This window comes from Pediococcus parvulus (genome assembly GCF_964063155.1).
GTDB classification, from domain to species: Bacteria; Bacillota; Bacilli; order Lactobacillales; family Lactobacillaceae; genus Pediococcus; species Pediococcus parvulus.
The window spans coordinates 259,144-283,280 of sequence record NZ_OZ061292.1 but is presented as its reverse complement, the minus strand read 5'-3'; the positions used below and the strand labels follow the sequence as shown (position 1 = coordinate 283,280).

Annotated in this window: 23 protein-coding genes and 2 pseudogenes; 6 read left to right on the top strand and 19 right to left on the bottom strand. The window is 37.0% G+C overall.

Features of this window, described 5'->3' with window-relative positions; all coding sequences use genetic code 11:
- Positions 1–98: 98 nt before the first annotated feature.
- Both AB3217_RS01340 and AB3217_RS01335 read right to left on the bottom strand, forming a co-directional pair.
- Positions 99–1,412: a PTS sugar transporter subunit IIC gene (locus AB3217_RS01340; protein ID WP_367365555.1), complete on the bottom strand. Its 1,314-nt coding sequence runs from the start codon at positions 1,410–1,412 to the stop codon at positions 99–101.
- 14 nt (positions 1,413–1,426) lie between these two features.
- On the bottom strand, positions 1,427–2,791 hold the full coding sequence (locus AB3217_RS01335; protein WP_367365554.1) for a glycoside hydrolase family 1 protein: 1,365 nt from the start codon (positions 2,789–2,791) through the stop codon (positions 1,427–1,429).
- 103 nt (positions 2,792–2,894) lie between these two features.
- Here AB3217_RS01335 and AB3217_RS01330 point away from each other — a divergent pair, with 103 nt between their 5' ends.
- On the top strand, positions 2,895–3,662 hold the full coding sequence (locus AB3217_RS01330; protein ID WP_367365553.1) for a GntR family transcriptional regulator: 768 nt from the start codon (positions 2,895–2,897) through the stop codon (positions 3,660–3,662).
- A 191-nt stretch (positions 3,663–3,853) separates the two neighbouring features.
- Here AB3217_RS01330 and AB3217_RS01325 read toward each other — a convergent pair whose 3' ends face one another.
- Genes AB3217_RS01325 through AB3217_RS01295 form a run of 7 tightly spaced genes read right to left on the bottom strand, consistent with a single transcriptional unit; the run spans position 3,854 to position 9,552 of the window.
- Positions 3,854–4,393: a glucose-6-phosphate isomerase family protein gene (locus AB3217_RS01325; RefSeq protein WP_367365552.1), complete on the bottom strand. Its 540-nt coding sequence runs from the start codon at positions 4,391–4,393 to the stop codon at positions 3,854–3,856.
- Between the two features lie 15 nt (positions 4,394–4,408).
- Complete coding sequence (locus AB3217_RS01320) at positions 4,409–5,185, bottom strand: glucose-6-phosphate isomerase family protein (protein WP_367365551.1); 777 nt, start codon at positions 5,183–5,185, stop codon at positions 4,409–4,411.
- 10 nt (positions 5,186–5,195) lie between these two features.
- Positions 5,196–6,923, bottom strand: coding sequence for a class I mannose-6-phosphate isomerase (locus AB3217_RS01315; RefSeq protein WP_367365550.1), 1,728 nt, complete (start codon positions 6,921–6,923; stop codon positions 5,196–5,198).
- A 36-nt stretch (positions 6,924–6,959) separates the two neighbouring features.
- Positions 6,960–7,358 (bottom strand): PTS sugar transporter subunit IIA, encoded by a 399-nt coding sequence (locus AB3217_RS01310; protein ID WP_367365549.1) that lies wholly within the window; start codon positions 7,356–7,358, stop codon positions 6,960–6,962.
- A gap of 13 nt (positions 7,359–7,371) precedes the next feature.
- On the bottom strand, positions 7,372–8,214 hold the full coding sequence (locus AB3217_RS01305) for a PTS system mannose/fructose/sorbose family transporter subunit IID (RefSeq protein ID WP_367365548.1): 843 nt from the start codon (positions 8,212–8,214) through the stop codon (positions 7,372–7,374).
- On the bottom strand, positions 8,214–9,038 hold the full coding sequence (locus AB3217_RS01300; RefSeq protein ID WP_367365547.1) for a PTS mannose/fructose/sorbose/N-acetylgalactosamine transporter subunit IIC: 825 nt from the start codon (positions 9,036–9,038) through the stop codon (positions 8,214–8,216). The genes AB3217_RS01305 and AB3217_RS01300 overlap by 1 nt, the downstream gene beginning before the upstream one ends.
- A 13-nt stretch (positions 9,039–9,051) precedes the next feature.
- Positions 9,052–9,552, bottom strand: a complete 501-nt coding sequence (locus AB3217_RS01295; protein ID WP_367365546.1) for a PTS system mannose/fructose/N-acetylgalactosamine-transporter subunit IIB — start codon at positions 9,550–9,552, stop codon at positions 9,052–9,054.
- Between the two features lie 166 nt (positions 9,553–9,718).
- Between AB3217_RS01295 and AB3217_RS01290 the strand changes: the two genes are divergently transcribed.
- Positions 9,719–10,438, top strand: a complete 720-nt coding sequence (locus AB3217_RS01290) for a GntR family transcriptional regulator (protein ID WP_367365545.1) — start codon at positions 9,719–9,721, stop codon at positions 10,436–10,438.
- A gap of 140 nt (positions 10,439–10,578) precedes the next feature.
- On the opposite strand, the gene AB3217_RS01285 is transcribed toward AB3217_RS01290, so the two are convergent.
- The 5 genes and pseudogenes from AB3217_RS01285 to AB3217_RS01265 all read right to left on the bottom strand — a co-directional run.
- Positions 10,579–12,834: a TIM-barrel domain-containing protein gene (locus AB3217_RS01285; RefSeq protein ID WP_367365544.1), complete on the bottom strand. Its 2,256-nt coding sequence runs from the start codon at positions 12,832–12,834 to the stop codon at positions 10,579–10,581.
- Between the two features lie 15 nt (positions 12,835–12,849).
- Positions 12,850–13,266: a PTS sugar transporter subunit IIA gene (locus AB3217_RS01280; RefSeq protein WP_367365543.1), complete on the bottom strand. Its 417-nt coding sequence runs from the start codon at positions 13,264–13,266 to the stop codon at positions 12,850–12,852.
- 68 nt (positions 13,267–13,334) lie between these two features.
- Positions 13,335–13,760 (bottom strand): annotated as a pseudogene (locus tag AB3217_RS01275) (PTS system mannose/fructose/sorbose family transporter subunit IID); the annotation flags it as partial.
- 34 nt (positions 13,761–13,794) lie between these two features.
- Positions 13,795–14,864 (bottom strand): IS3-like element IS1163 family transposase gene (locus tag AB3217_RS01270; RefSeq protein WP_105451717.1). Its coding sequence is split into 2 segments (ribosomal slippage): positions 13,795–14,636 and positions 14,636–14,864, totalling 1,071 coding nucleotides; the frame shifts between segments, so codons are not numbered across the junction.
- 78 nt (positions 14,865–14,942) lie between these two features.
- Positions 14,943–15,290, bottom strand: a pseudogene (locus AB3217_RS01265) (hypothetical protein); the annotation flags it as partial.
- A 156-nt stretch (positions 15,291–15,446) separates the two neighbouring features.
- On the opposite strand from AB3217_RS01265, the gene AB3217_RS01260 reads away from it, so the two are divergent.
- Positions 15,447–16,211 carry a MurR/RpiR family transcriptional regulator gene (locus AB3217_RS01260; RefSeq protein ID WP_367365542.1) on the top strand — a complete coding sequence of 255 codons (765 nt, stop codon included), beginning with the start codon at positions 15,447–15,449 and terminating at the stop codon, positions 16,209–16,211.
- 791 nt (positions 16,212–17,002) lie between these two features.
- Here AB3217_RS01260 and AB3217_RS01255 read toward each other — a convergent pair.
- The 3 genes from AB3217_RS01255 to AB3217_RS01245 form a co-directional block, all read right to left on the bottom strand.
- Complete coding sequence (locus tag AB3217_RS01255) at positions 17,003–17,887, bottom strand: IS3 family transposase (protein WP_105782191.1); 885 nt, start codon at positions 17,885–17,887, stop codon at positions 17,003–17,005.
- Complete coding sequence (locus AB3217_RS01250) at positions 17,872–18,129, bottom strand: transposase (protein ID WP_017866964.1); 258 nt, start codon at positions 18,127–18,129, stop codon at positions 17,872–17,874. Before AB3217_RS01250 ends, AB3217_RS01255 begins: the two co-directional genes overlap by 16 nt.
- Before the next feature lie 209 nt (positions 18,130–18,338).
- Positions 18,339–18,494, bottom strand: coding sequence for a hypothetical protein (locus tag AB3217_RS01245; protein WP_367365541.1), 156 nt, complete (start codon positions 18,492–18,494; stop codon positions 18,339–18,341).
- A 116-nt stretch (positions 18,495–18,610) separates the two neighbouring features.
- Between AB3217_RS01245 and AB3217_RS01240 the strand changes: the two genes are divergently transcribed.
- Together AB3217_RS01240 and AB3217_RS01235 are read left to right on the top strand one after the other, a co-directional pair.
- Complete coding sequence (locus tag AB3217_RS01240; RefSeq protein ID WP_260289911.1) at positions 18,611–19,402, top strand: hypothetical protein; 792 nt, start codon at positions 18,611–18,613, stop codon at positions 19,400–19,402.
- Between the two features lie 26 nt (positions 19,403–19,428).
- A complete protein-coding gene (locus AB3217_RS01235; RefSeq protein WP_367365540.1) occupies positions 19,429–19,659 on the top strand; it encodes a hypothetical protein in 231 nt (76 codons plus the stop codon).
- A gap of 226 nt (positions 19,660–19,885) precedes the next feature.
- On the opposite strand, the gene AB3217_RS01230 is transcribed toward AB3217_RS01235, so the two are convergent.
- Positions 19,886–21,127, bottom strand: coding sequence for an ISL3 family transposase (locus AB3217_RS01230; protein WP_367365539.1), 1,242 nt, complete (start codon positions 21,125–21,127; stop codon positions 19,886–19,888).
- 189 nt (positions 21,128–21,316) lie between these two features.
- On the opposite strand from AB3217_RS01230, the gene AB3217_RS01225 reads away from it, so the two are divergent.
- Positions 21,317–23,197, top strand: a complete 1,881-nt coding sequence (locus tag AB3217_RS01225) for a MucBP domain-containing protein (protein ID WP_367366106.1) — start codon at positions 21,317–21,319, stop codon at positions 23,195–23,197.
- A 75-nt stretch (positions 23,198–23,272) separates the two neighbouring features.
- Here the strand turns inward: AB3217_RS01225 and AB3217_RS01220 are convergent, their stop codons facing one another.
- Complete coding sequence (locus tag AB3217_RS01220; RefSeq protein ID WP_068806759.1) at positions 23,273–23,989, bottom strand: sulfite exporter TauE/SafE family protein; 717 nt, start codon at positions 23,987–23,989, stop codon at positions 23,273–23,275.
- Positions 23,990–24,137: the final 148 nt, after the last annotated feature.

Genomic DNA, 24,137 nt, shown 5'->3' with positions numbered 1-24,137 from the left:
AATAAAGTACACTTAAGATAGTATACTTTTAATAACCGTTAAAATGGCATTCAAAAAAAGAACGAACTCAACCGAGTTCGTTCTAATTATGGGAAACATTAATTTTCTTCTTCTGCCTGATGTAGCATAACCCGTTCTGAAATCTTCATAAATGGAAGATAGAAGAAAATTCCAAATACAATCGTAATCAATTGAACAATTATTGCTCTCCAGTCTCCACCTGTGGCAAGAAAACCATTAATCAATGGTGGCGTTGTCCATGGCACCATAACTACAGTTCGGTTCATAAAACCAATTGCTGTACAGAAGTAGGCAAACAATAGCGCAATCACTGGCGTTAATACAAAGGGAATTAGTAGCGGCAAGTTAAAAACAATTGGATATCCATAAATAACCGGTTCGTTGATATTAAACAACCCAGGTACAATAGAAAGACCTGTAATTTGCCGACTTGATTTCATCCTTGAAAAGATTATGGTCGCAATTAGTAAGCAAATTGTACTTCCTGTACCACCGTACATACCGAATGTATCTCGAAAAACACTAGTAATGATATAAGGAATATCATGTCCGGCCGCGAAAGCTTGCATGTTTTTGTTTGTATTAATCAATAAAACTGGATCTAGCAATGTTCCGTTAATAACCGCTTGGTGAATACCAAAACCAAACAAAAGATTTCCGACACTATAAATCAGCAAGAATCCTGGTAAACTAGTATTCACTTTCCGCAATGGTTCCTGAATAAGGATAGTGATTAGCTTAATCATATCTGTATGAGCTAAAACTGTTAATAAAGCTGCAATAATGGCTAACAAACTCAAAACTACAATGGTAGGAATTAAAGTCATGAACGAATCGCTGACTGCCGGCGGCACATTTTCACCTAAGTTAATTCGAAACTTTTTCACTCCAGACAGCCTAATAAACAACTCAGTTGCAACAAGTCCAATAATAATACCCGCGAACATTCCAGTAACGCCAACATTTGTAAAAGATAAATATCCTGAAATATTAACAGGTGCTGTCTTACCAATTGGAATTGCTTGTATTGTAATAGGCATCATGACGATCAAGCCCGCCAATGAGACAATTGCTGCACCTAAAGCATTATTGAAATTTCGATTCTTTGCTAAACAATAGCCAACTACAGGAGCAATCAATAATCCTGCAATATTAAGCGTTCCATTCACCAATAAATTACCAAATGTCTGAAAATTTGCTAAGGTTGTGCCTTTAAAGAATAACGTAAAAATAACGTTATTAATGAGAACCCCAAGTCCAGCTAAAATAAATAGCGGCATAATCATCGCAAATGCATCGCGCAATGAACGTAGGTGAATCTGATTACCTATTTTAATAGAAACTTTAGTAAAACTGTCAATAAACTTCCTTCCAATTCCACTGCTTTTCATATCTACACTCCTTTTCAAAATTTTTCCTGAGCGATCATTTTTTTAAACCAATAATAGCTTTTTTTGGGAACTCTTCTTAAATCTCGAAGTTCGTGATTACCACGGTTCACATAAACTAGCCCATAACGTTTTTCCATATTGCCCGCTGAACTAGGTATATCAATCAGCCCCCAACCAAGATAACCCATTACTTGTGCACCATCAATTTGAACAGCATTTTTCATAGCCTGAATATGTTCTTTGTGGTATTGAATACGATAATCATCATCGATCTGATTTTGACCGTCCCATTCTTCTTTTGCGCCGATTCCATTTTCTACAGAGAATATTGGCAATCCAAATCTATCAGACATTTCTGTAATACTATTTCTGAAACCGTCTGCATCTATCTGCCAGCCGTATTCTGATGTTTTCAAGTTAGAATTCAATACTTTTCCTTGACTCATATAATAATTAGGCGCTACGTCTTGCTGGATCCTTGTTGAATCAATAACTAAGCTGTAATAGTAACTGAAAGCCAAAAAATCACTTTTTATATTGGTTAATTTTTCGGTCACCTGATTTAATTTGTGAACTAGCGTTGACATACCATTATTCTTCATATATCGAATAACTTCTGCTGAACGCTTTTCCGTCGCAAAAAATGATAAAAAGTCATTATTAATAAATTCATTTGCTTTGCGCGTAACCATCACATCTTGGGGTTTCGTTGAATTAGGATACATTTCTTGATAGGCAACCATTCCACCAATTTGCAAGCCATCAAATTTATGAACATAATCTGCGACCTCCGCATATGCAATTAGACTGTTGGTGGCAATTTTATACTGGTCTTCGATGGTCTTATCGCCTTGCAAGTAACCACTATTTTGAAATCCCTCCTCAAACATGGTGCAATTTTGTTCATTAAAAGGAATCCAATATTTTACTTTAGAAGCCAATTTGTCAATGACGATTTTTGAAAAACGGACGAAAGCATTTCGCACATGATCATTAACAAATCCGTTATACTTCTTCGCTAAAGCAAGCGGCATATCAAAATGGTACAAACAAATCACAGGAATCATGTCTCTTTTAAGTAATTCATCAACGAAACGCTCGTAATAGTCCAATCCTTTTTGATTAATTGATCCATCTCCAGTTGGTATAACTCTTGACCAAGAAACCTGGAAGCGATAACAATTCATTCCAGCATTTTTCATTAAATCGAAGTCTTCTTCGTATCGATGGTACTCATCAATACCATCTTTCCAATCACTCGTTTCCGGTGTTGCTTTTCTTATATCATAAACTGATGGGCCTTTGCCGTCTTTATCCCAGGCACCTTCCGTTTGCATACTTGAAACTGAGTTCCCCCAGAGAAAATTTGAATTTTCCATTGTTAACCTCCTCAATAATTTTATTATAACTCATATTAATAATTTGTAAAGTCAAATTATTAATATGAAAACCCAACTATTTAATTTGGATAATTTAAATACTATGCTAAAATTAAAAGTGAAAAAGAAGGTGCTAACTATCAGCCAATATAAAGAAATTGCAACTACCTTAAAAAATAGAATTAAAACTGGTGACTACGAAACTGGTCAACATTTGCCTAGTCAAAAGGAATTGGCTGATGAATTTGGCACGTCTCGGGTTACCATTCAAAAAGCGCTCGATGAATTATCAAACGCCAATTTAATTCTGCGTCGTCAAGGAAGTGGAACCACTGTAGCTCCTAACTCTCAATCTACTTTAGATATTTTATCTAGTCAGTATGAGGGGACCACTAAATTATTCGAAGGCCGGAACAAAGTAACAACACAAGTTTTGAACTTTGAAATTAGATTACCTAACCCTCATGAACAAAAACGACTTGCAATCTCAAGTTCAACACCAGTTTATGATGTGCTGCGGTTAAGAAATGTTGATAAGGAACCATATGAATTGGATCATTCGATAATGCCCCTTTCAGTAATTCAAAACTTAACAGAAGAAATTGCTAGCGGTTCAATTTACAAATTTATTGAATCAACACTCAACTTAAAAATTGGAAGTGCAATTCGTAAAATCACAGCCGACATTTCTCAGAAGAATGACCAGAAGTATTTAAAATGTAACCATGGAGAACCTATTTTACAGGTCTCTCAAACGGTTCATTTATCGGATGGACGAGCTTTTGAATATTCTCAAACGCGGCATCGATATGATAAAGGTGGGGTGATTGTTATCAATAATTCCTTGAGCAGCAATAGTTTAGATGTTTGATTTTTTGATGGAAAAAGCATCCCCAAAATGAAGATATTTACAACTTCATTTGGGGGATGCTTTTATGTTGTCATTATTTGCAAAAACTTAAACAAAGAAAATATGACTACTGCTTAATTTAGTTCTTTTAATAACAGTTTTCAACTTAATAATTATTGACAAACAACATTTTCAAATTATTTTTAGCTCAATCATTCCTTGTCCATTTTCCACCCTGTTCCATCCGCAATAATCCTCGTCGAAAAAATATTACTTTTAAAATATTGGTGTCCTGAAATTGACTGCCACACAGCACCTACACTCAGAACATCATCACCAATATTAACAAGTCGATGAGCAACTTTTCCAGGAATGTATAAAACACGCCCAGGTACAACTTCTTCGACATGTTCTTCCGCGTTCAAGTCATGTAAAATCAATAAACCATGTCCTTTAATTCCCCAATAGTATTCACCCGTATCAATTGACTGATGAAAATGTCCTTTTGTGAAATTAAATTCATTTCCAATTTTACCAGGATTAACATGAGACACTCCAAAAAATAAACCACCACTTTGGCCGTCTTGCACGCCATTTTTTTGCATTTCTACCCAATATGAAATGTTCTTCCCTTTTTCTGTAGAAATCAGCTTTGGATTTCTAATTAAGGGTCTTAACGCATCAAAAGTTGTATCTTTCCGAATTGTTTCACCTATTAAGTTTCCACTATCACTTTTCAAATTTGTCGGCATTGTTACATCTCCACCCTATGGTACAAAGTTATACCATACATCCTGATATTTTTGTGGATTTGTTACGAATTCAAAGGCGTTGTGATTATCTTGGTACTGCTCATAAATCGTTTTTTTTAGATTAATTCCTAAATTCGAATAATCTGACGGATTTTTTACAGTAATTTTTGTTTTTTTGTAACAATTATTGTGTTGCCAAGAAATATTATTGTTTTTATTCACAATTGGATAAAAAGCCAGCCCATGATGTTTTCTAACGTTCGCATATTCAAACCCATAATCCCGTATACACCAGGCCCCAAAAGTCATCGGCATCCTAGGATCCGCGTTCACAGTACAATGTGCCCAACCAGGAGGAACTACTATTACTTCCCCCTTTTTGGCAGTTACTGCATATACTCGGCCAGGATTATCATTTGCCGTTTCTTGTAAAAGTACTGTGCATTTTCCCTGCCAGACTTCATAAACCTCAGGGGTTGTTGAATTGCACGACGCAGAAATACTATGAATGTGTCCCTGACTACGAACGGGCTCTTTCCCAATCTTTCCTGCCGCATAAGTGCAAACACCAAAAAGTAAGAATCTTTGGTTCAAATCCTCAAAATCTAATTTATCCCCAACATCCATAGCAATTGTATATACCTTATCTGGACCGTCTGCTTTTGAATCTAGCATACTCTTACGAATATCGTCTAAATGTCTCACCTCAACTTCAGGACCAAATGTATTTTTATCATAAGTAAAATTCATATTAAAAGTATCTACATTAATTCCAAATCCCGGATAAAACAATAAAATCACCTCACTTTACAAATGCTTGAATAACTGTAATTTTTTTTACTATAGAGCTAGTACTCCGAATCGTATATTGGCCAACAGCCTCTGGCACAATAAAGGTTTCTCCAAAATGAATTGTGAATGGTTTGAAATTGTTATTGAGGCTTTCGACTACTGCTTCATTCCCGTCTACCATATTTAACATATTCACACTACCATGCGTATTAAATTGACCCACTCCATTGATGGTATGACGTAAGGTTTCAATAAATTCAAGTGTGGGGTGAAGGCCAGTACGTTCCACTGTTTCATCCTCATTCTGTGACATCAGAGAAAACTGATTAATTAAGTTTTGTTCGACCCAATCAGTATCACGTCTCATTTGAATATTATCCAACCCTTCTTCGAGATGAATAGGTCTTGGCTTTCCGTCAAGACCAACTCTATCCCAGTCCCACATTTTAAATGTAAATATATATGGTGTTGCACTAATTTCGAGTACCACCGTTCCGGCTCCTCCACAGTGGATAGTACCTGCTGGAATCAAAAAATGATCTCCTTTTTTTGCTGGAAAATTATTAATGAACTTTTCATCTGGAAATCTTTCTTTTCCTTCAGCTGCTCTGCTTAGAGCTTTGCCCAAATTTTCCTTATCAATGTCCTTTTTAGTTCCTAAATATACCGACGAATTTGAAGTTGAGGCCAAAATATAATAGCTCTCATCTTGGGTATAATTCATTCCGTAATGTTGCTTAATATATTCAGTAAGTGGATGTACCTGTAAGCTCAAATTTCCACCTTTAACCGTATCTAGATAATCAAATCGAATTGGAAATTCTGCTCCAAATCTTGAAAATACTTTTTCCCCCAGAATACCGATCGGATTCATCAACATCAGATCCATTGCAGGTACTTCAATCCGCACCTTTCCAAATCTAAAATACAGGCTATTTTCTTCTGGAACTCCATCAAACGCCCAGCCATAATTAGAACCATTTTCCGGTAACTTGTAGTGATTTTTCATCCACTGTCCACCCCAAACACTAGCATCAAAATATGGAACTGTTCGATAGGGTTGATATTGTAAGACTTGAAGGGCTGCGAGTAAATCAGTACCACTAACCAACTTGGGCTCATTTTTCTTGTTTGTATCTAATACAAAATCCGCCTTCGGTAAAATATCTTTCTTCAAACGATCAGCCATACGCCAATCAAAGAAATACCCCCGCTTAAACTTACGTAATGGATCTTCATCTGCATTATCTTGTTGCCAATTTGATAATCCGGAACGATAGCGCAATTGAATTTCCCAACGGGCCAAATCGCAGTACACAGTTATTTCAGCATTCGGTGCAAACAAAGATGCTCCTGTTCCGTAAACAATTGTTTTACCCTTCTTTTTCTTGATATCAGATTTAATTAAGTCCAGCTGGGGATAGAAATCACTTAAGGTGTAATGAGTCATAATTCCAAAAACTCGATCATCAGTCATCTGTTGATGTATAGTTTCGTTAACCAGTTTCGAACTCATAGCAAAATCATCTGCAAAAATTACATTATCTGCATTAAAATTATCAATAATATTATGGCGTAAGTCATCATAATCAACCCCAGGATAACATTCAAAGATAATAGTCGACTCTGAATCTAAAGAGTTAATTTTCTCACTGAGCATATTTGTCACATTTGAAACGCCTTGAACAGCCATTTTAAAGTTCTCAATGTCAGTTTCAGGTTCTAAATCATAATTCATTTGAACGTCTCCAATCATTATATTGATATAACATTTTTAAAAATCATCATCCTCATCATTTGTCTCTGGAATTGCTGTCACATCGACCAAACCTCCTTTGCCCGCTTTAAGAGCACTATCAATGTTGTTCGATAACACTAGATCTAAAACCATTGGCAAGTTACAGCCAGATAAGTATGTGGTATCAAATCCTGCCTCTGTTAATAATTCAAAGGCTGAATTTCCAGGAGATCCTGCTGGTATATCAGAGAGAAGCACTATTTTTTCGGACAACGAAATTTGCTTCATAATTTTCTGAAATTCCGATCTAAATGTCGAAATACCTCGATCATCTAGTTCTACAGATTCAATCTTTGGCAAATCACCAACAATGAACTTTGCAGCGGATAAAACTCCTGATGCAAAACCTTGATGGCTAACCATAATAATTTTCATAAAAATTCCTTTCTTACATCAAAGCCATAATACCGTAGGCAATTCCATATCCAACAAATGCTAGAATGAAGTACGCAACAATCATTTTAATTGGAGAAACATGCTTTTTAGACATAAACCACCAAGAAATAAATACTAACAACAAGGGAATCAGTGAAGGGTATATTCCGTCTAATATCTTCTGAATATCAATTGTTGAACTAGACATTTTTATAACGATTGGAAGTGGTACTTTAACATATGAAGCAGCTACTCCTCCTGTAACAACAGTTCCCAGCACCGTAATTGCTTGTGTGATTCGCTGTGCAGTTTTTCCTACAAATAAATCAACAGATTCAGCCCCAAGCTCATACCCTTTGAAGTACAGATATCGAGACCCAAAAACAATAATCAAATTATAAGCAACAATATAGAAAAGCGGTCCAAGAATGCTACCACCACTAGCGAGTCCCATACCAATAGAAAGTAAGATTGGAATCAACATACCCGGAATCATAGAATCTCCAATTCCTGCTAAAGGTCCCATCAACCCAACTTTCAGTGAATTAATAAAATCCCCTGTAATTTCGTTATTGCCGGTTGCTCTTTGCTCCTCCAAACCAACAGTAATCCCGTTTACCAATGAACCTAGTTGTGGTTCTGTGTTATAAAACACCGAATGACGTTTCATCGCTTTACGATATTCATCTGAATTTTTTGCATATAGTTTCTTCAACACCGGTTCCATTGCATAAGCAAAACCAAAGGCCTCCAAGAACTCATAACTAGTCGAGGCCAAATTATACATCATCCAACGATTATACGATTTACTAACTGTCTTCTTATCAAGAAGTTGGTACTGTTTTTTCTTTGTCATTAGAATTCTTCCTCCTCATCATTATTTTCAGAACCGCCTTGAGTCTTATTCGAGTTGCCTCCATCTGAATCATCATTGGTGCTGATGGCAAAATAAAAAATTACAGCTATCGTTACGGCAACCATAGCTAGCGCAATCATATTTAATTGCATAAATACAACGGCAGTAAAACCAAACAGAAAGAATGCCCACATGTAATTTTTTTTAATAACAATCGTTAATAACATTACAATTCCTAATGCTGGAAGAACCCCACCCAAGAAAGTCATAACGTCTAAGATGTACTGTGGCATACTATTCAATAATTGTTTAGCAAACCCAGATCCAAAATAAATAACCAAAAAAGACGGTATAAATCGCAGTGCAAAATTAAAAATTTGTGGTCCCCAAATCGCATTGAAATGAAATGATCGCTCATTCCCCTCCTCAATCGCTTTCTCTGCGCGATGATTCCAATAAGAGTTTCCTACTTGAAAAAAGTTGAACACAATCGTACCTACAACTCCAATTGTTGTTGCCATAGTTACTGCAACTCCCGTTGAAGCATGTGACATTATTGCAAGTGCGATTGCAGGATATGCCACAAAGTTTAAATCTGCTGGCATTTGTCCACCAGGCGTAACCAATGCAATATAAACTGCCTGAACTGCAACACCAATAATAATTCCTTGCTTGACATCTCCAACAATTAAACCTATTAGAAATCCTGACACCAGTGGTCGAGACAACGTATACCAACCACCGGTTAACCCAAATAACCATGGAGTACCTAAAGCACCGAGGTAGCACAATATAGAAATAATAGTTGCTTGAAAAAATAGCAATTTAAAACCCTCCCTACTCATTATATTGACGAACAGCTTCAGTAAAAGTTGTTTTCTTAGAATCAGGAACCAATTGAAAATTAATATCCATACCATGATCTGCCAAAAACTGAAATGCCTCCATTTCTTCTGGTAACACATTGGCATTTGGACCAACTTTTATCGCACCATCCCGTTCACTCATCGGTCCGACATTTAAATTAGGTTGAGCTGTTATAAAATCTGCACCAGCTTTGTATAGTCTAGCTAAAGTAATTGGTGTTTTTGCTAACAAAAAATACTTTTTTTGACTGCCAACAATGTCCTCCCATCTTTCAGCAGTATGGTCAACCGTCATGACAAAAGCCTTCAGCCCCCCAGGAACGGCGCCCTTAAGTACTTTAGAGATAATTGAATTATTTGCTGCATCATCATCAACCGCTACCACGCCATCAGCTGGTAATTCGCTCAACCACCTTGTAACTATTTGACCATGTATAATTCGATCATCAACACGAATAAATGAAATTGCCATAATATTTCTCCTTTCAATATAATGTTATATCATTATTACGATTTGAATATACCATTTTTCAGAGTGTTTGTAAAGGCTTACATAAAAATGTGTAAATTATTGTTTGATTGCATCATGAGCAGAATACGTTATAATGATATAAACAGGTCAATTGGGGGTTCTTTTTATGGAACAAGGAGATTTACCATTATATGTAAAAATTGAAGATGATTTACAATTCAAAATAAACAGTGGTGAGTGGCTGACTGGAGATAAAATTCCACCAGAAAAAGAACTTGAAGAGTCTTATAACGTTAGCCGCATCACCGTTCGACGAGCACTGGATGATCTAGTTCAAAAGGGATACCTCATTCGTGAACGCGGTAAAGGAACTTTTGTTTTAGATCCCCCTACCGAAGTGAATGATAAGCCTAGTTATACAGTGGTTAAAAGCTTTACAAATGAAATGCTTGAATTAGGGAAAAAGCCCGTGACAACTTGGGCAGATGTTAAGAAAATCCCAGCCTCAACAATAATTGCACGGCATTTAGAAATTAATGAAGGAGCACCAGTACTCAAAATTGCGCGAGTTCGTGGTGCCGATGATACAGTAATTACTTATTCTGTTACATTTATTCCTTACTCAATTAAATATTCTTTAGATAGCAAGGATTATTATGGATCACTTTATGATTATCTTGGCAGATTTAATATACATGTGAATCGACAAACTGAATATGTTGAGGCTGTCCCATCAACAGATAATCTTATGAGATTTCTGGACATGAGCAAACCTGAACCTCTTTTAAAACGTGTACGTGAAATTGCAGATTCAAACTCGAATTATACAGAATATAGTGTTAACTATTACGTAGGGTCACGATATCGATACTATGTAACTCTTTAAAAGGTTTATTATCAACTGACACGTACAGATAAAAATACCATCAAATTCAGATTAATGTTATTAGTACAAATCTAACCATAGAAAAAAGACCTTAATATATTTTTCATTGTTAAGGTCCTTTTTTGGATTCCATTCAATTTTTATGCAGCCACTAGTTCAATCAACATCTTAGCCAAATTTTGATTATCCAAAGTGTTCAGATAACTAATAATTTGTTCTGGCGTTTTTTGACTATTGACAACTTTCCAAATTTCGTTTTTGAGATCAAAACTAACTTTTGCATGTTGCAGCTTTTCAAAAATCAATGAAGTCACTAACTCTTTATCGTTTTTGAAATTCAAATCAACTGTCTTAGAGTTATTTTGATTTGTTAACATAACTTTCTTAGTTGAACAGTCTAGATTTGCCACGTTTCCACAGGCCAAAATATTCAGTTCACGTTTCTCCGGCAAAATCTGATCTGAATCTTCAACTTGTATCTTTAAGTGTGATTCACCATCAAATTCAAACTTAGTTTTAGCGACCAAAGTACCTTGATGTTCGAACAAAGTAAATTGATTTTCAGCACCTGGGTAAACTCGGACGTCTAATTTTTCTGGCAATTGTTCAATATCTTCCATATAATTTGCGTTTAAAGGAACAATTCCTCCAGCTTTTATAAAAACCGGATAGTCCTTTCCTGATCGATGAATATTCACGTATGTGTCGCCGATATATTTAACGCCAGTAAAGAAATCAAACCAGTCCCCTTCTGGTAACCAAGCTGTTGTTTCTCCTTCAAATGTTATATCATCAGCCGGTTGTGTAATTGGTGCGACCATCATTTCACTACCAAAATAATATTGATTTTGAACTGTATAGGCAGCCTTTTCATCGGGATTTTTGTAATAAACAGGTTCAACTAGCGGAATGCCATTCTTATGAGTCAAATAATTAGCCGTATCTAAATATGGAACTAAAGAACTACGAAGTCTTAAAAATTTAGTCATAGATTGACGGGCATTTTCATCGTAATTCCACGGTTTCTTTCCCATAAACGGATTTTCAGAACTGTGCAGACGATTAACTGGACTAAATACACCAAATTGCATCCAACGTAACGTTAATTCACTATCATAAGCGCCCTTCATGTGGCCGCCGATGTCATGGCTCCACCAAGTGTAGCCAATGTTAGATGCTGTTGCTGTGAAATAAGGTTGAAACTGTAACGATTTCCAACTTGCAACAGTATCTCCTGAAAAACCTAACGGATAGCGATGACTTCCTGGACCACCATAACGAGAAAGCGTCAGACCATTTCCGGGATGTTGCTGGTCATTATCTTGATAAACATAATGATTTAATAACCATAGTGGATCAACCTGTTTGGTACCGCGATTTTGTCCTTGTTGCCAATCAATCCACCAAAAATCAATACCATCTTTTTCCAGTGGTCGATGAACATCTTCAAAGTAGGCCTTTCGATATAACGCATTTTGAAAATCAAACAAAGCTGGCTCTTCTTCATCCGTATTTAAACCTAATCGTTTGGCTACTTTAGGATAAGCATCTTCAAACGCCCGTACACCAGCAGCGGGATGATCATTAATCGTCACGTGCTTTCCTTGATCATGTAACCATTGAATCAATTTTTTGTGATCTGGGAACAACTTTTTGTTCCAGGTGTATCCCGTCCAGCCACTACCAAAACGTGCCGGCACATCATGAACGAGATGCCAGTCCATATCCATAACGGCTACTGAAATCGGGATTTCTTCCTTATTAAACCGTTCAAACAACGCCTTATATTCATCCTGTGTATATGGCCAGTAACGACTCCACCAATTTCCTAAGGCATAACGTGGAATCAATGGTGTCTTGCCAGTCAATTTATAATAATCTTTTAAAGTTCCTTCAAAATCATGACCATAGGCAAAATAGTAATAATCTAATTCAGGGTTTTCTCTGACTTGAAACTTATCATCAGAAAGAATGAACGACTTAGAGTCATCTAAATAAGAGAATCCGTCTTTAGCCATTAATCCATCTTCTAAAGGAATCTCACCATCCGCCTTGTCCAGCGTTCGCGCAGTCCCCTTTAAATTTTTCTCAATTTTTTCTCCGAAATACCACCGACTCATATAAGTCCCATAGTTGTAGGCAGCATCAATATACAAAGTTGCTGGAGAAAATTTTCCACCATCATAATAAAGATGAATAAACTTAGTAACTATCTCAATCTGATGATTTTTTTGATTCTTAAAAACCTCAAATTTAGGCTTATCAAAATCACGATTTTGCACCACTTGAGTCGTGCGATCCTCAAACTGGTCAACATCCGAATATTCCAATCTGATCAATCGATCTGTTAGAATCGTAAAACGATAATTAGTGTCTTGTACAATACAGCTTGCCATAATTCACCTACTTTTTTACTCGTCTTCTGAATCTAATGAAGTATCAATATCATTTACATAAATTAATTGTTCTCTTGCCTGTTCAACCATATTTCTAACATAACTTTCAGAAAGGTAGCCATCGCTTGATTCCATCACAAACGCAAGTGCTAAGGGCAAATTCATTCCAGTAACGATATGTGTGTGAGGTCGATTCTTATATAGGAAAAATTTTTGATTTACGCTTCCTGCCAGCATATCAGTTAGGATGATTACTTCGTTTTTTGGATCAATCTCATTCATTATTTCTGAAACCTTACTCTCGATCGGTTTATTATCCGTATAGGCTGTTAAAATATGCAAATTATTCTGTTTTCCAGAAATAAATTCTATTGTTTGTTTAAAACCTAAAGCTAATCGATCATGCGATGCAATGATTAGATGCCTCTGCATTACACTTTCCCTTCTCTCAAGACAAAAATTGCCAAAAACCATTTTTGTCATTTTCTAAATTATACCAATTAAGCTGGTTGAACACCTAAAATTCCTGTAAATGCTCCAAGCAAAGCAATTACAAGTACTAATAAAATAATTTTGTTAGCAGTCCACCCCTTTTTCCCAAGGAGAACGTAAATTCCCCAAGCTGCAAGTGCAGGCAACAATGCTGGCATAATTTTATCTATTACTCCATTTTGCATCGCCAAAGTTACTTTTCCAGTTTTAAAAGTGATCGGCGTATAAATTTTTACTACTGTTGCAATCAGTGCACCAACTACGGATAGGCCCATAACAGACGCTGCATCCGTAAATACCGACATCCGATCACCTAATGCACTGACCAGCTTGACACCAGAAAAATAGCCTAAATCGAACATCTTATATTTCAACCAAAGGAAAACAAAATTCAAAACTAACCAAATTAACCCACCAGTCATGTTCCCTTGTAAATTGCTCCTATGTCAATAAATGGCACATCTTTTTCTAAACACTCGTTCTAATTCTGTCGGAATTAAACCAACTGATGTAATTTGAGGTTCGGATTACCAAGTCCTCAAAATTGGAAAAAGTTGTTTGAAAGGCAAACTCTCTCTTCAACAATGAGTGAAAAGCTTCAATTGGCCCATTATCATAAGGATAACCTTGTTTTGAGTATGAGTGGCTAATCTGATGCCGTTCAAGTAAAGTTTCAACTTCGTTGCTGGTGTACTGTGAACCCATGTCAGAGTGAAAATATTGTGGCTTTTGATGACATTCAAGCGCCTGATTAATCGTTTCTACAACTAACGTCGCCTCCATCTGACGACCAATCTTGAAAGCAAGAACTTGATGAACCTTTGGTTCGTAAATAGAACTGAGATAAACCCAGGTTCCTGGACGTAATTCCAAATAAGTAATGTCAGCACGCCATATCCTTGCATTGGGCTGGTGCTTGATTAAATTGGGGCGTTGCGAATGATCCACATGAGTGCCAGGTTTTTTAAATCGCCGATTCATTAAAGAGTGAATCTCCATTTCCCTCATTAATCGTAAAATTCGTTTTGACCCAACACAGATGCCTGACTTGCGAAGCACCATCGTTATTCGTGGATAACCATAGGCACGATAATTATTTTCCCAAATCAATTTAATTTTTTCTTTGAGCTGATTATCAACACGTTCGTGTTGACTAGGTTGATATCTTTTCCAATGGTAATAGGTGCTGCGCGGTAATTTCAGTGCCGAAAGAATAATTGATAAGCGGTGTCGCAATAACTGATCTTCTATGAAGACAAGGCAATTAATTCGTCCTAATGCTTTCCCAGTAACACCGCCGCAGCTTTTAAAATTTCAAGTTCCTCCTTTAATCGCTGATTTTCCTTTTGAAGTTGTTTGAATTCTTTGGACGTTACTTCAGTACCGTCTTCTAGCTCAACTGATTTAGCGTCTTTAACCCAGTTATGAATTGCGGCTGGAGAAACACCGTATTCCTCGGAAAGCGAGCGAATAGATCTTTTCTCTTCACGATGCATCTTCACAATGCTGGCTTTAAAATCATCTTGATATCGTTTCATTGGAATGCTCCTATCTTGTTTTATTAATTATGGCACAACTGTTCAGAAATTTATGTACCAAATACTAGGATAGGAGCACAATCCACAGGTTTCTTGTCCAATCAAACCATACTTCAAGGGAATTTTTTCATCTTTTTCTCGCATCTTCATGTTACCAACTCGGATTTGTGAGAAGACAAAATCTACACCAGTAAAGGCTACTTTTGGATCTGTTGTCTGCCGCAAGGAAACTGTCGAAATTTTGTTTTTCTTCAACAAATACTTTACAATCACATACATATCATCATTTCGTTTTTCATCGATGTCGTAAAGTGTCAACGAAGTAAATGGTAATCTCTTAATACTACTTAACAAAGCCTGTGCAATCCCAGGTGTATGAGTAGCTCCACCACCTGCAATAGTAATATTTAAATCCTTAGTTTTCATTCCAAATTCCTCCTATCAAATTAAGTACAACCACATACTAAAACGCACATAAGACCGTGTCTATGCATTTTGATGAATGCGTTTTCATTTTCTAATGACAAAACATGTTTCAAATGCTAAAATTTGTTTTAAGTGCTATGAAAGGGGGAAGTCAGTATGCGTTTTGAAGAGATAATTAATAAAAATATTAGTCACTTAACACAAACAGATTTGACCATTCTGCATTATATTATGCAAAATAAGAAACAATGTATATCCTTAAAAGCAAGCCAATTAGCAAAGCTTACCTACACTTCTTCAGCTGGATTAACACGCCTTTCAAAGAGGCTTGGATTCCCAGGCTTTTCTGAAATGAGATTTTTCATCTCTCAAGAAATTCATGAAGGAAATAATTATAAGCAAAATAACTTTAAATTGCTAGAAGATGATATTACACAAACACTTCGCCTAATCGAACAGACAGACATAATACCAATTCTAAAAAGAATCCAAGAATCCGATCGAGTTTATGTTTATGGTACAGACTGGGCTGAGAAACATGCAGCAGAGAATCTTTCGCGCAATTTTTTAGGCTGTAATTTGCCATTCATCCAAATTCCTTCTATTACTGAACTAAATTGGACAATTCCTTTTTTAACTGAAAAAGATTTGTTAATACTAATTTCTTTTAGTGGTGAAAGTCAGAGAGTAAATGAGATATCAACTCAACTAGAACTAAAAAATGTAGATACTTTGTCTATAACCCCACTATCCAAAAATTCTTTATCTACAAATACAACTTTTAATTTATACTATGAGATGAGCAAATTAGATCTGTCTACAAATAAACAACTTGAATATAATTATTTTTCTTCTTTGGAATTAGTTTGTGATGCCCTTTTTCGGTACTATGTAGATAATTTTCATTCAAAAAAAGTGTAAAATGAAAATTTTCTGCTACAATTCTTTAGAATCTCTGTTTCAAAAAGTGTAAAAGTACACAACAAAAAATCCTCTACTTAGAGAAAATAAGAAAAAGCAGTTTTGAAACGTATACAAAACAAACAAAATTTTGGTCGTTTTTATACCTATCACGACATACTTAAAATCCAAGTAATTTTGATTTTATCGCGTTTTAATTTTTAAAAGTAGTTTCTGCTTTTTCTTGAAGCCTTGTAACCCCTTGTTTATTCTGTTATCGTACTCTTGAAAGCGATACCATAAACAGGAAGGTGAACTTATGTTAATTGAAAAAATTTGTGATAGTATCGGATTCCTATTGAATTTTTTACATTTGACCTTAAAGCGCAGCTATGATTTATTAACTTTGATGCTGGGCATTTCGTCAGTTGTATATTTTTTATACGCTGGAATAATTTCCTCGCAAAAAAAAATATCAATTCAAAACTTATCACATGTAAATCCCAGCATAACAATGATACTGATTATTGGTGGCTTAAATTTAATTATCGCTTACTCTCTTTGGAACTTCCGAAATGATGTACTGAGTGATCATACTATCTTTGAAATAACCATTTTTGCAGTGATGATCCAACAATTGGCCATGGGAAATGTACTTGTTTTTCTTTTTTCATTATCATGCTTATTTTTCCACACCGAAGTTGAGCAAAATAATATTCATAAACTTGGTAAATTAATTGTAGCAGTTATTATTGCTACTATAATTTATGCCTTGGATTTAGGTCAAGAATCTGGACACATTTTATGTATAATTAAGCGACTAATTTTTCCTTTTCATTTGGAGTTAAATAATCAATGCTACTGTGAATTCGAGCACTGTTATAAAAGCTCTCAATGTAGCTGAATATTGCAGCATTTGCTTCTTCAAAATCCTGATAATGGTGTTGGTAAACCTCTTCTTTTTTCAAACTGGCGTGAAATGATTCCAAACATGAATTGTCATAGGGACAGCCACGCTTGCTATAAGAATGGCGAATATGGTGTTGCGCTAAGATCTGTTCAAAGCCAGCACTGCGGTACTGGCTACCCAGATCGGTATGCACAATTAAGTTATTAGTCGTCTTTCTAGTTTCAAAGGCTTGTTGAAAAGTGCTGATCACAAGATCAGCAGTCATATGACGGCTGATTTTATGGGCAATGATTTTACGTGAATATAAATCCTGAATGCTTGATAAATAACACCAGCCATTGGCTTTGGTGTGAATATAAGTTATGTCTGCACACCACTTTTGATTTGGACTGGTTGTACGAAAATCTTGCGCGAGTATATTTGAATAATCAGTCGCATCAATATCATTAGTTTGTTGATAATGCCACTTCTTGCGCGTGATTGATTTTAACCCCATTTGGCGCATTAATCGTTGAACTAGCTTAATACTGGCAGTCTTACCTTCTTTTTGTAACGCTTTTAGAATTTTAGGTGCCCCGTAGATACGTCTAGAATTAAAGTAAATGCGTTTAATCGACTGGCTAAGTGTCTTACGACGCTTGGCTTGTGGCGATACATGATTCTGCTGATGTTCATAGTAAGTTGAGCGTGGAACTGAGAGTACTTTACAGGTTTCTTTGATACTATGGTGCTTCAAATTAATATCAACGGCTGTCTGCCAGTCATCTGGGTTTACTTTTTGGCGAATATGGTTAAGGCTTTTTTTAAGATGTCATTCTCACTTTCTAGCTGTTTCAAACGTTTTTGCAACGCTAAAACATCTGATTTGGAAATTCCACTTCCTTTGTCTTCTTTATATAGATTAATCCATTTGTAAATAGTTACATTTGATACACCATATTCGTCTGTAAGATCAGCTACCGGGGCGCCATCCTGGTACAGCTTGACAATCATTTTTCTAAAATCTACTGAGTACTTTTTCTTGGTCATAAAAACACAATCCTTCCTATTATGGAATTATACTAAATCGTGTCCATGATTTCATACTACCTTCACCTTTTGTATATTGGTTATGGTTAAACTAAAATTTTTGTAATTATAATTTGTTCTATTTTTAATACGAAATGCAAAAATCTACTGTATCGCCTGACCAATTGTTTTTGGGTTCGTTCGCATTGCTTAAGGTGATGAAAAATAATTTAATTGAAAGTTTTTTCAAAAAAATCAAAAAAATCTGCCAACCATAACTTTTCACATATAAAAGCGTTAACTCGCCTAATATCAAGCCTAGTTAAGCCCTTACCAAGTAATCCTTTGCATTCGCTTTCTTTTCTTCCATTATCATCAAATGCCAAGAATTTCGCATTTTAAATGTCTGACTTCCGACTACACAGATTTTTAAAGTGTGATAAGCTCTATAAATGTTATATTTTTACAGTTTTCATTATTAATAATATAAGGAGTGGTTAAGTTGGATACAATCCATTTGGAGAAGCTAAACGAATTGCAAGAGGTTATTGAACGGCGGACAATTAGTCGATTTGAACAGATCGCGGACATGGCGCAAACTATCGATCAGACAGATATTTGCAGCGAGACAACATTCTACATCCACGACACCTCACACTGGAGTACCGATTATAACAGCATCGTTTTTGATGCCCATCGCGGTATTCACAAGACTAAAATGACGACTAAGAAACTAATTAACCGATACGCACGGTCAAAAGAGGCTAATTTTCTGCTGATGCAAGCCATGGGTCGCCAACTTTCTGTAAACAGATGTTGGCCCTACGTCTTAGGTAGCATTCAATTTGCCCCAACTGGTGGCCCTGTCAAAGACTCCACTCATTGGGTGGCCGTGCACCATATGAAAGACATTTATAAAGATCCGGCAGACGAAAAACGGATATATATAGTGTTTGATGGTGGCTATCGATTGAATGTACGAGTTGATTTCAAAACTTTCCACCGCAAACTCGAAATGGTTCGCCGCTATTATGATTTCCAGTTGGATCTCACAAAATATCTAGTCGGCCAATTTAATGGTGAGGTACACCTTTTGCCGAGTGATAGCTACCTCGCCACACGGATCCCACGTTCTCCTGATTTAGAAACATCTGAATATCAAAACTGCCGGGAAATTTTGATCCGAATTGCTTATCAAGTATTCCGGACAATGAATCCCGAAGATTACCATTTTAATGTTTTGGATATGGAGGATGTCTACAAGGATACGCTACGAGATAAGGCAATGTTGTAAAAACTAAAAACCCCGCAATTTATAAAATGGTGAGGAATTTAAACAAAGATATGGAAAAAATGAAAGTTATGGATTTGAAATTACCCGGATTAGCCATTCAAATTCTGGTAGCCGGACGTCACACTTCACTTAATATGAACGGAACAATCAAGTATACAGTTTTCAAAACAGCAGAAGAAGCACTTGATAAGGCCCATCTAGTGATGGAAACTCTGGCAAAGGACTATTCGGAAAAGATTACTGTGTATTATATGTAAAAACAGTTTTTATTAAAGCTAAGCAAATCTAAAAAGCATCTTGCCTATGACGCCTTTTACTCAGTCATAGTGCAAGATGCTTTTCTCATTTCAATATTCTTTGAATCTGCATTGCCATTAACATGATCTCTTCATCTGGTAATTCATGACCAAATTTGGGTCTCTGTCAAATCGTATTGGTGGAGATTTTGAACGGCACATTCACTTCGGTGAATGTGCTTTTTGTTTACTCATGAATTAAACTAATCCGGATAAAGAAGTTGTCAATATTTCGAAAACCAAAACAGTTACGCTTTAATGCCTTGATTTTACGATTAAGTCCTTCAATTGGACCGTTGGAAAATGGATAACGACAACTGTTTAGAAGGGCTGAACCATTTTTGATAAACGTGTTGATCGTTATGTCCATTTGATTACTAGTGGGTTGGTAGTTAGTAAGTAAGGATTGGAACGCATTAGCATCCTTTTGGTGTATGGCACTTAAGATACCTTGATAGGTTTGATACACAGATCTAAATCTGGGAAAAGCGTCTAGAGCTAAATCAATGGCGTTTTGTTGCGTCATATACTCGTTAATTCCGCGTAAATAAACAGCCTTAGAATCATTAACTTTTATTTCATCAAGATGAAATAAACGCCATTGAGATTTTAAAATATGATAAATTCGTGAATGCTTATCTTGGATAGTACGAATGGTCTGCGTGCGTTCATTATCTAAGGCACGCCCAGCCAGTTGAATAATATGGAAACGATCGATAATCGTGGCCGCATTGGGAAATAAGCGATGAATGAAGCTGCCATATTCAGCATTCATGTCAATCGTCACTGATTGAACTTGGGCACGTTCTTGAACCGAAAAACGAGCTTCAAAGTAGTCAATGATATCTTTACTTAGCCGATCTTTTAAAGTAACAATTCGGCGATGACTAACGGCATCGCAACAATTAAAGGACATCCAGTGATTACAGGAACGAAATTCATCAAAGCAAAGATTCTCTGGGAGATGTTTAACACGATAGGCTAAGTGAATATTGGCATTTAGGATTCGTTGAACACTGCTTGGCGAAATTCCACAAAGTTTAGCAATTTCTTTACTCGTCAACATATCGCGTGCCAAAACGATCACTTGATGTTTGATATTATGTGTGAAAGTTTCGTTACGATTAACCAACTTAGTTTTAGCACCACAGGTTTTTGAACAATCTTTACATTGGTATCTTTGACGTTTTAAATGCATTTCGTAACGACCACCGGATAAGGCTCCTAAACGCAGGTGACTCATGTGAGTTCCGTTTTTAATTAAGCTTTTATGGCCACAATGTGGGCACTTTAAAAGTTGATAAGACAAAGTTGCATGGACGACATGAATACGTTGGTTTGTGGAACACCGTTCTTTAGAAATACCAGTGACAATTAAGTTTGGGTCTGTTATTTCGAATAAGCATAAGATAGAATTAGTTAGGGACATCTGAATTTCCTCTTTTCGATTTGTTTTGGCGATTAAATCGTAGCACAAAGAGGACAGATGTCCTTTTTTATTTTTCTGATTTTCAAAACAGACAAAAAACCGGTATTAGTTATTCACCAATACCAGAAAGTGTAGACCCACTACACCAATCCTGATAAAGATATTGATACAAGTTATCTATTGGCATATGTGGTCGGCGGCAAATTGGCATACAGTACTGGCTCCACTAACGGTTATGGCAGCACTTTTTATGCGATGTTTTCTGACCAGTACGGCTTTTCAGCGCTCGACGCGTTTACGGTTAATTTCGTAAAAAGTGCTGCGACAATCGTTGGTAAACCAGTGACGATCCATCAAAGCGACACTTGGACGCCAAATATGAGTTTTCAAACTGCAACTGACACGAGTGGCAATCAAATCACAAATTATGACCAAATTGCCGATACAACGCCGTTTGTCATTACAGAGTTTACAACGGACGGGACACCAATAAAAACGTATACTAGCACTGCAGCGTTTAACGCGGCTAAAGTTGTTGGCGGTTTGTATTGGATTTCATTCACAAACAGCGGCAAAGTTTCGGAACCAGTTCGCATTACCGTCGTTGCCGATCAAAGCGTGGCCAATGTCTATTATCAAACCAAAGACGGCCAGGCTTTAGACAGTAAAACTGTTCAGGATCTCGATGTTGGTAGTACCTACACGACGACTGGCACCCAACAGATCACAAAAGATGGCCTGATTTACAACTTGGTTTCATCATCCCCGGCAATGGACGAAAATAACACTGTTTCAATTGTGATTGACAAGGATGGTACGCAAAACAATATCACGTTCATCTATGAAATTGCGAAGGGGTCAGTGACTGTCCATTACGAGGATGAAAATGGCCACGTGCTCCATCCAAACGGCTCTGTATCTGGAAACATGGGAGAAACTTATGCGGTCACACCTGTTGATCTAACCAATCTTGGTTATGTTTATGTAGGGGTAGGTAGTGATTCGGCGCCAGAGAACGGGAAGCTAACGAATCAGAATCAAACAGTCACGTTTGTTTATCGATTCACAGCGACCACACCAACGCCTGAAAAAGCTGGAACTTTGACCGTGAAGTATGTCGATGAAGCCGGACGGACCATTTCTCCGGATATTAGTCGTGAAGGTTTCGTCGGTAATGGATATGATGTTGCTCCTGCTGACTTAAGTAATCAGGGTTATAGCTATGTCGGATTGGATTCGGATTCAGCTCCTGTCAAAGGAAGCCTCACCTCACAATCGCAGACAATTATTTTTGTTTATCATTTAAACACCGAAGTTCCAACACCCGAAAAGGCTGGAACGCTAACTGTAAAATACGTGGATGAAGCCGGACAAACCATTTCTCCGGATATCAGTCGCGGAGGTTTCACCGGTAATGGATATGATGTCACTCCTGCTGATTTGAGTAATCAAGGTTACAGCTATGTTGGATTGGGTACGAATTCGGCTCCTGCCAAAGGAAAGCTTACTTCACAATCGCAGACAATTATCTTTGTTTACCATTTGAACAGTCACGAAACGACTCCAGAAAGTTCGTTACTGACGATTAAGTTTGTGGATAAAAATGGTAAAGAAATCCATCGTCGTTTGGTACAATCAGGATATCAAGGCAACGGCTATACATTCACACCGTTGAAAATTGCTGGTTACCGATACGTTGGCCTTGCCTCAGGATCCGCGCCATTAAGCGGTAGTTTTGATGCAGAAAACGTTGTGATTGCGCTGGTTTACGCCAAAATCAATCAGCAACCGGGCAAACCAACGCCACCAAACAAACCAATTGTCGAAAAACCAGACGTTCATATCCCAGATAATAAGACACCAACAATTAATGCAAAGCCAATCGCTGTTAACCAAACAGCTAACCCGGACAATGCTCCACAAAAACTTCAGCAAACCAAGGCAGCTACTCATAATGCAGATCAATTACCACAAACAGATGAGCAGAAAAGTTTAATCGCTGAAATTCTTGGCATGACCGGATTAATAAGCTTGCTGGGATGGCTGGGACTTAAACGAAAGAAAGAATAACTAGAAGTTAAAAATAGCTTGAACAATAAATAAAGGGTGAGGAAATTATTGAACATTTCCTCACCCTTTTTTACGTTAGAAAAACAGATAATAAATTCCGCTCAACCCAATAAACCGGTAAATCCACTTTCTAAACGTCTGGTCATCTAGTTTATTCGCCACTCTCGCCGCAAGGATCGTGCCAATTCCGGCGGCAATCATCCCCACCAAGATGTAAGGCACATCATGCACATCTAAAATGCCATTAGCGACCCGCACGCTGTTAATGTAAAAAGCGTCAATTAAGAAAAAGCCTTGAATACTGGCCGTATACTCCGGAATTGATGTGGATAGCGACAAAAAGTACAGAGCCATCAATGGGCCACCAATCCCCAACAACCCATTAAAGAATCCAGAAATCACCATAAAACAAACCGCTATGTACCATGGATATTTACGATCACCTGCGTTTTTAAACAGCGTAAAATACAAACACAACGCCACCAATAAACATCCCAATAACACCCGCATCACATGGGTATCCAAAACACTGCTGAGATGGACGGACCAAGTGGCCACCGCCGCGTAAATAATAAACGGCACCACGACTCGTTTTAGTTTAAATTCATGGCGATATCTATAGGTCAAGCCCACCATGCTGGCCAACATACTCAAACCCGCAATCCCGGCTGCCGGAGCGATGGGTAAAATGAACGGAAAAATCGTCATCATCACAATGACCGCGCCAAAACCGGTCAAGCCTTGCACAAATCCCGCTACCATTGCCGGGAAGAAAATTAATAACCAAGTCACCAAGTTGGATCTCCTTTAAATACATAATTGTATCTAGTATGGCCGAACTACGCGTTAAGGTCAATGACCACAACTCCACCTGAAAACTAACAAAAAAATGACTTTGCCACGGATAAATTTCCGCAACAAAATCATTTTATTAACCGTT

Excerpts from the sequence above, each read along its gene's own strand:
- AB3217_RS01340 (WP_367365555.1), bottom strand. The coding sequence starts at position 1,412 with ATGAAAAGCAGTGGAATTGGAAGGAAGTTTATTGACAGTTTTACTAAA.
- AB3217_RS01335 (WP_367365554.1), bottom strand. The coding sequence starts at position 2,791 with ATGGAAAATTCAAATTTTCTCTGGGGGAACTCAGTTTCAAGTATGCAA.
- AB3217_RS01330 (WP_367365553.1), top strand. The coding sequence starts at position 2,895 with ATGCTAAAATTAAAAGTGAAAAAGAAGGTGCTAACTATCAGCCAATAT.
- AB3217_RS01325 (WP_367365552.1), bottom strand. The coding sequence starts at position 4,393 with ATGCCGACAAATTTGAAAAGTGATAGTGGAAACTTAATAGGTGAAACA.
- AB3217_RS01315 (WP_367365550.1), bottom strand. The coding sequence starts at position 6,923 with ATGAATTATGATTTAGAACCTGAAACTGACATTGAGAACTTTAAAATG.
- AB3217_RS01310 (WP_367365549.1), bottom strand. The coding sequence starts at position 7,358 with ATGAAAATTATTATGGTTAGCCATCAAGGTTTTGCATCAGGAGTTTTA.
- AB3217_RS01305 (WP_367365548.1), bottom strand. The coding sequence starts at position 8,214 with ATGACAAAGAAAAAACAGTACCAACTTCTTGATAAGAAGACAGTTAGT.
- AB3217_RS01295 (WP_367365546.1), bottom strand. The coding sequence starts at position 9,552 with ATGGCAATTTCATTTATTCGTGTTGATGATCGAATTATACATGGTCAA.
- AB3217_RS01290 (WP_367365545.1), top strand. The coding sequence starts at position 9,719 with ATGGAACAAGGAGATTTACCATTATATGTAAAAATTGAAGATGATTTA.
- AB3217_RS01285 (WP_367365544.1), bottom strand. The coding sequence starts at position 12,834 with ATGGCAAGCTGTATTGTACAAGACACTAATTATCGTTTTACGATTCTA.
- AB3217_RS01280 (WP_367365543.1), bottom strand. The coding sequence starts at position 13,266 with ATGCAGAGGCATCTAATCATTGCATCGCATGATCGATTAGCTTTAGGT.
- AB3217_RS01260 (WP_367365542.1), top strand. The coding sequence starts at position 15,447 with ATGCGTTTTGAAGAGATAATTAATAAAAATATTAGTCACTTAACACAA.
- AB3217_RS01250 (WP_017866964.1), bottom strand. The coding sequence starts at position 18,129 with ATGACCAAGAAAAAGTACTCAGTAGATTTTAGAAAAATGATTGTCAAG.
- AB3217_RS01235 (WP_367365540.1), top strand. The coding sequence starts at position 19,429 with ATGGTGAGGAATTTAAACAAAGATATGGAAAAAATGAAAGTTATGGAT.
- AB3217_RS01230 (WP_367365539.1), bottom strand. The coding sequence starts at position 21,127 with ATGTCCCTAACTAATTCTATCTTATGCTTATTCGAAATAACAGACCCA.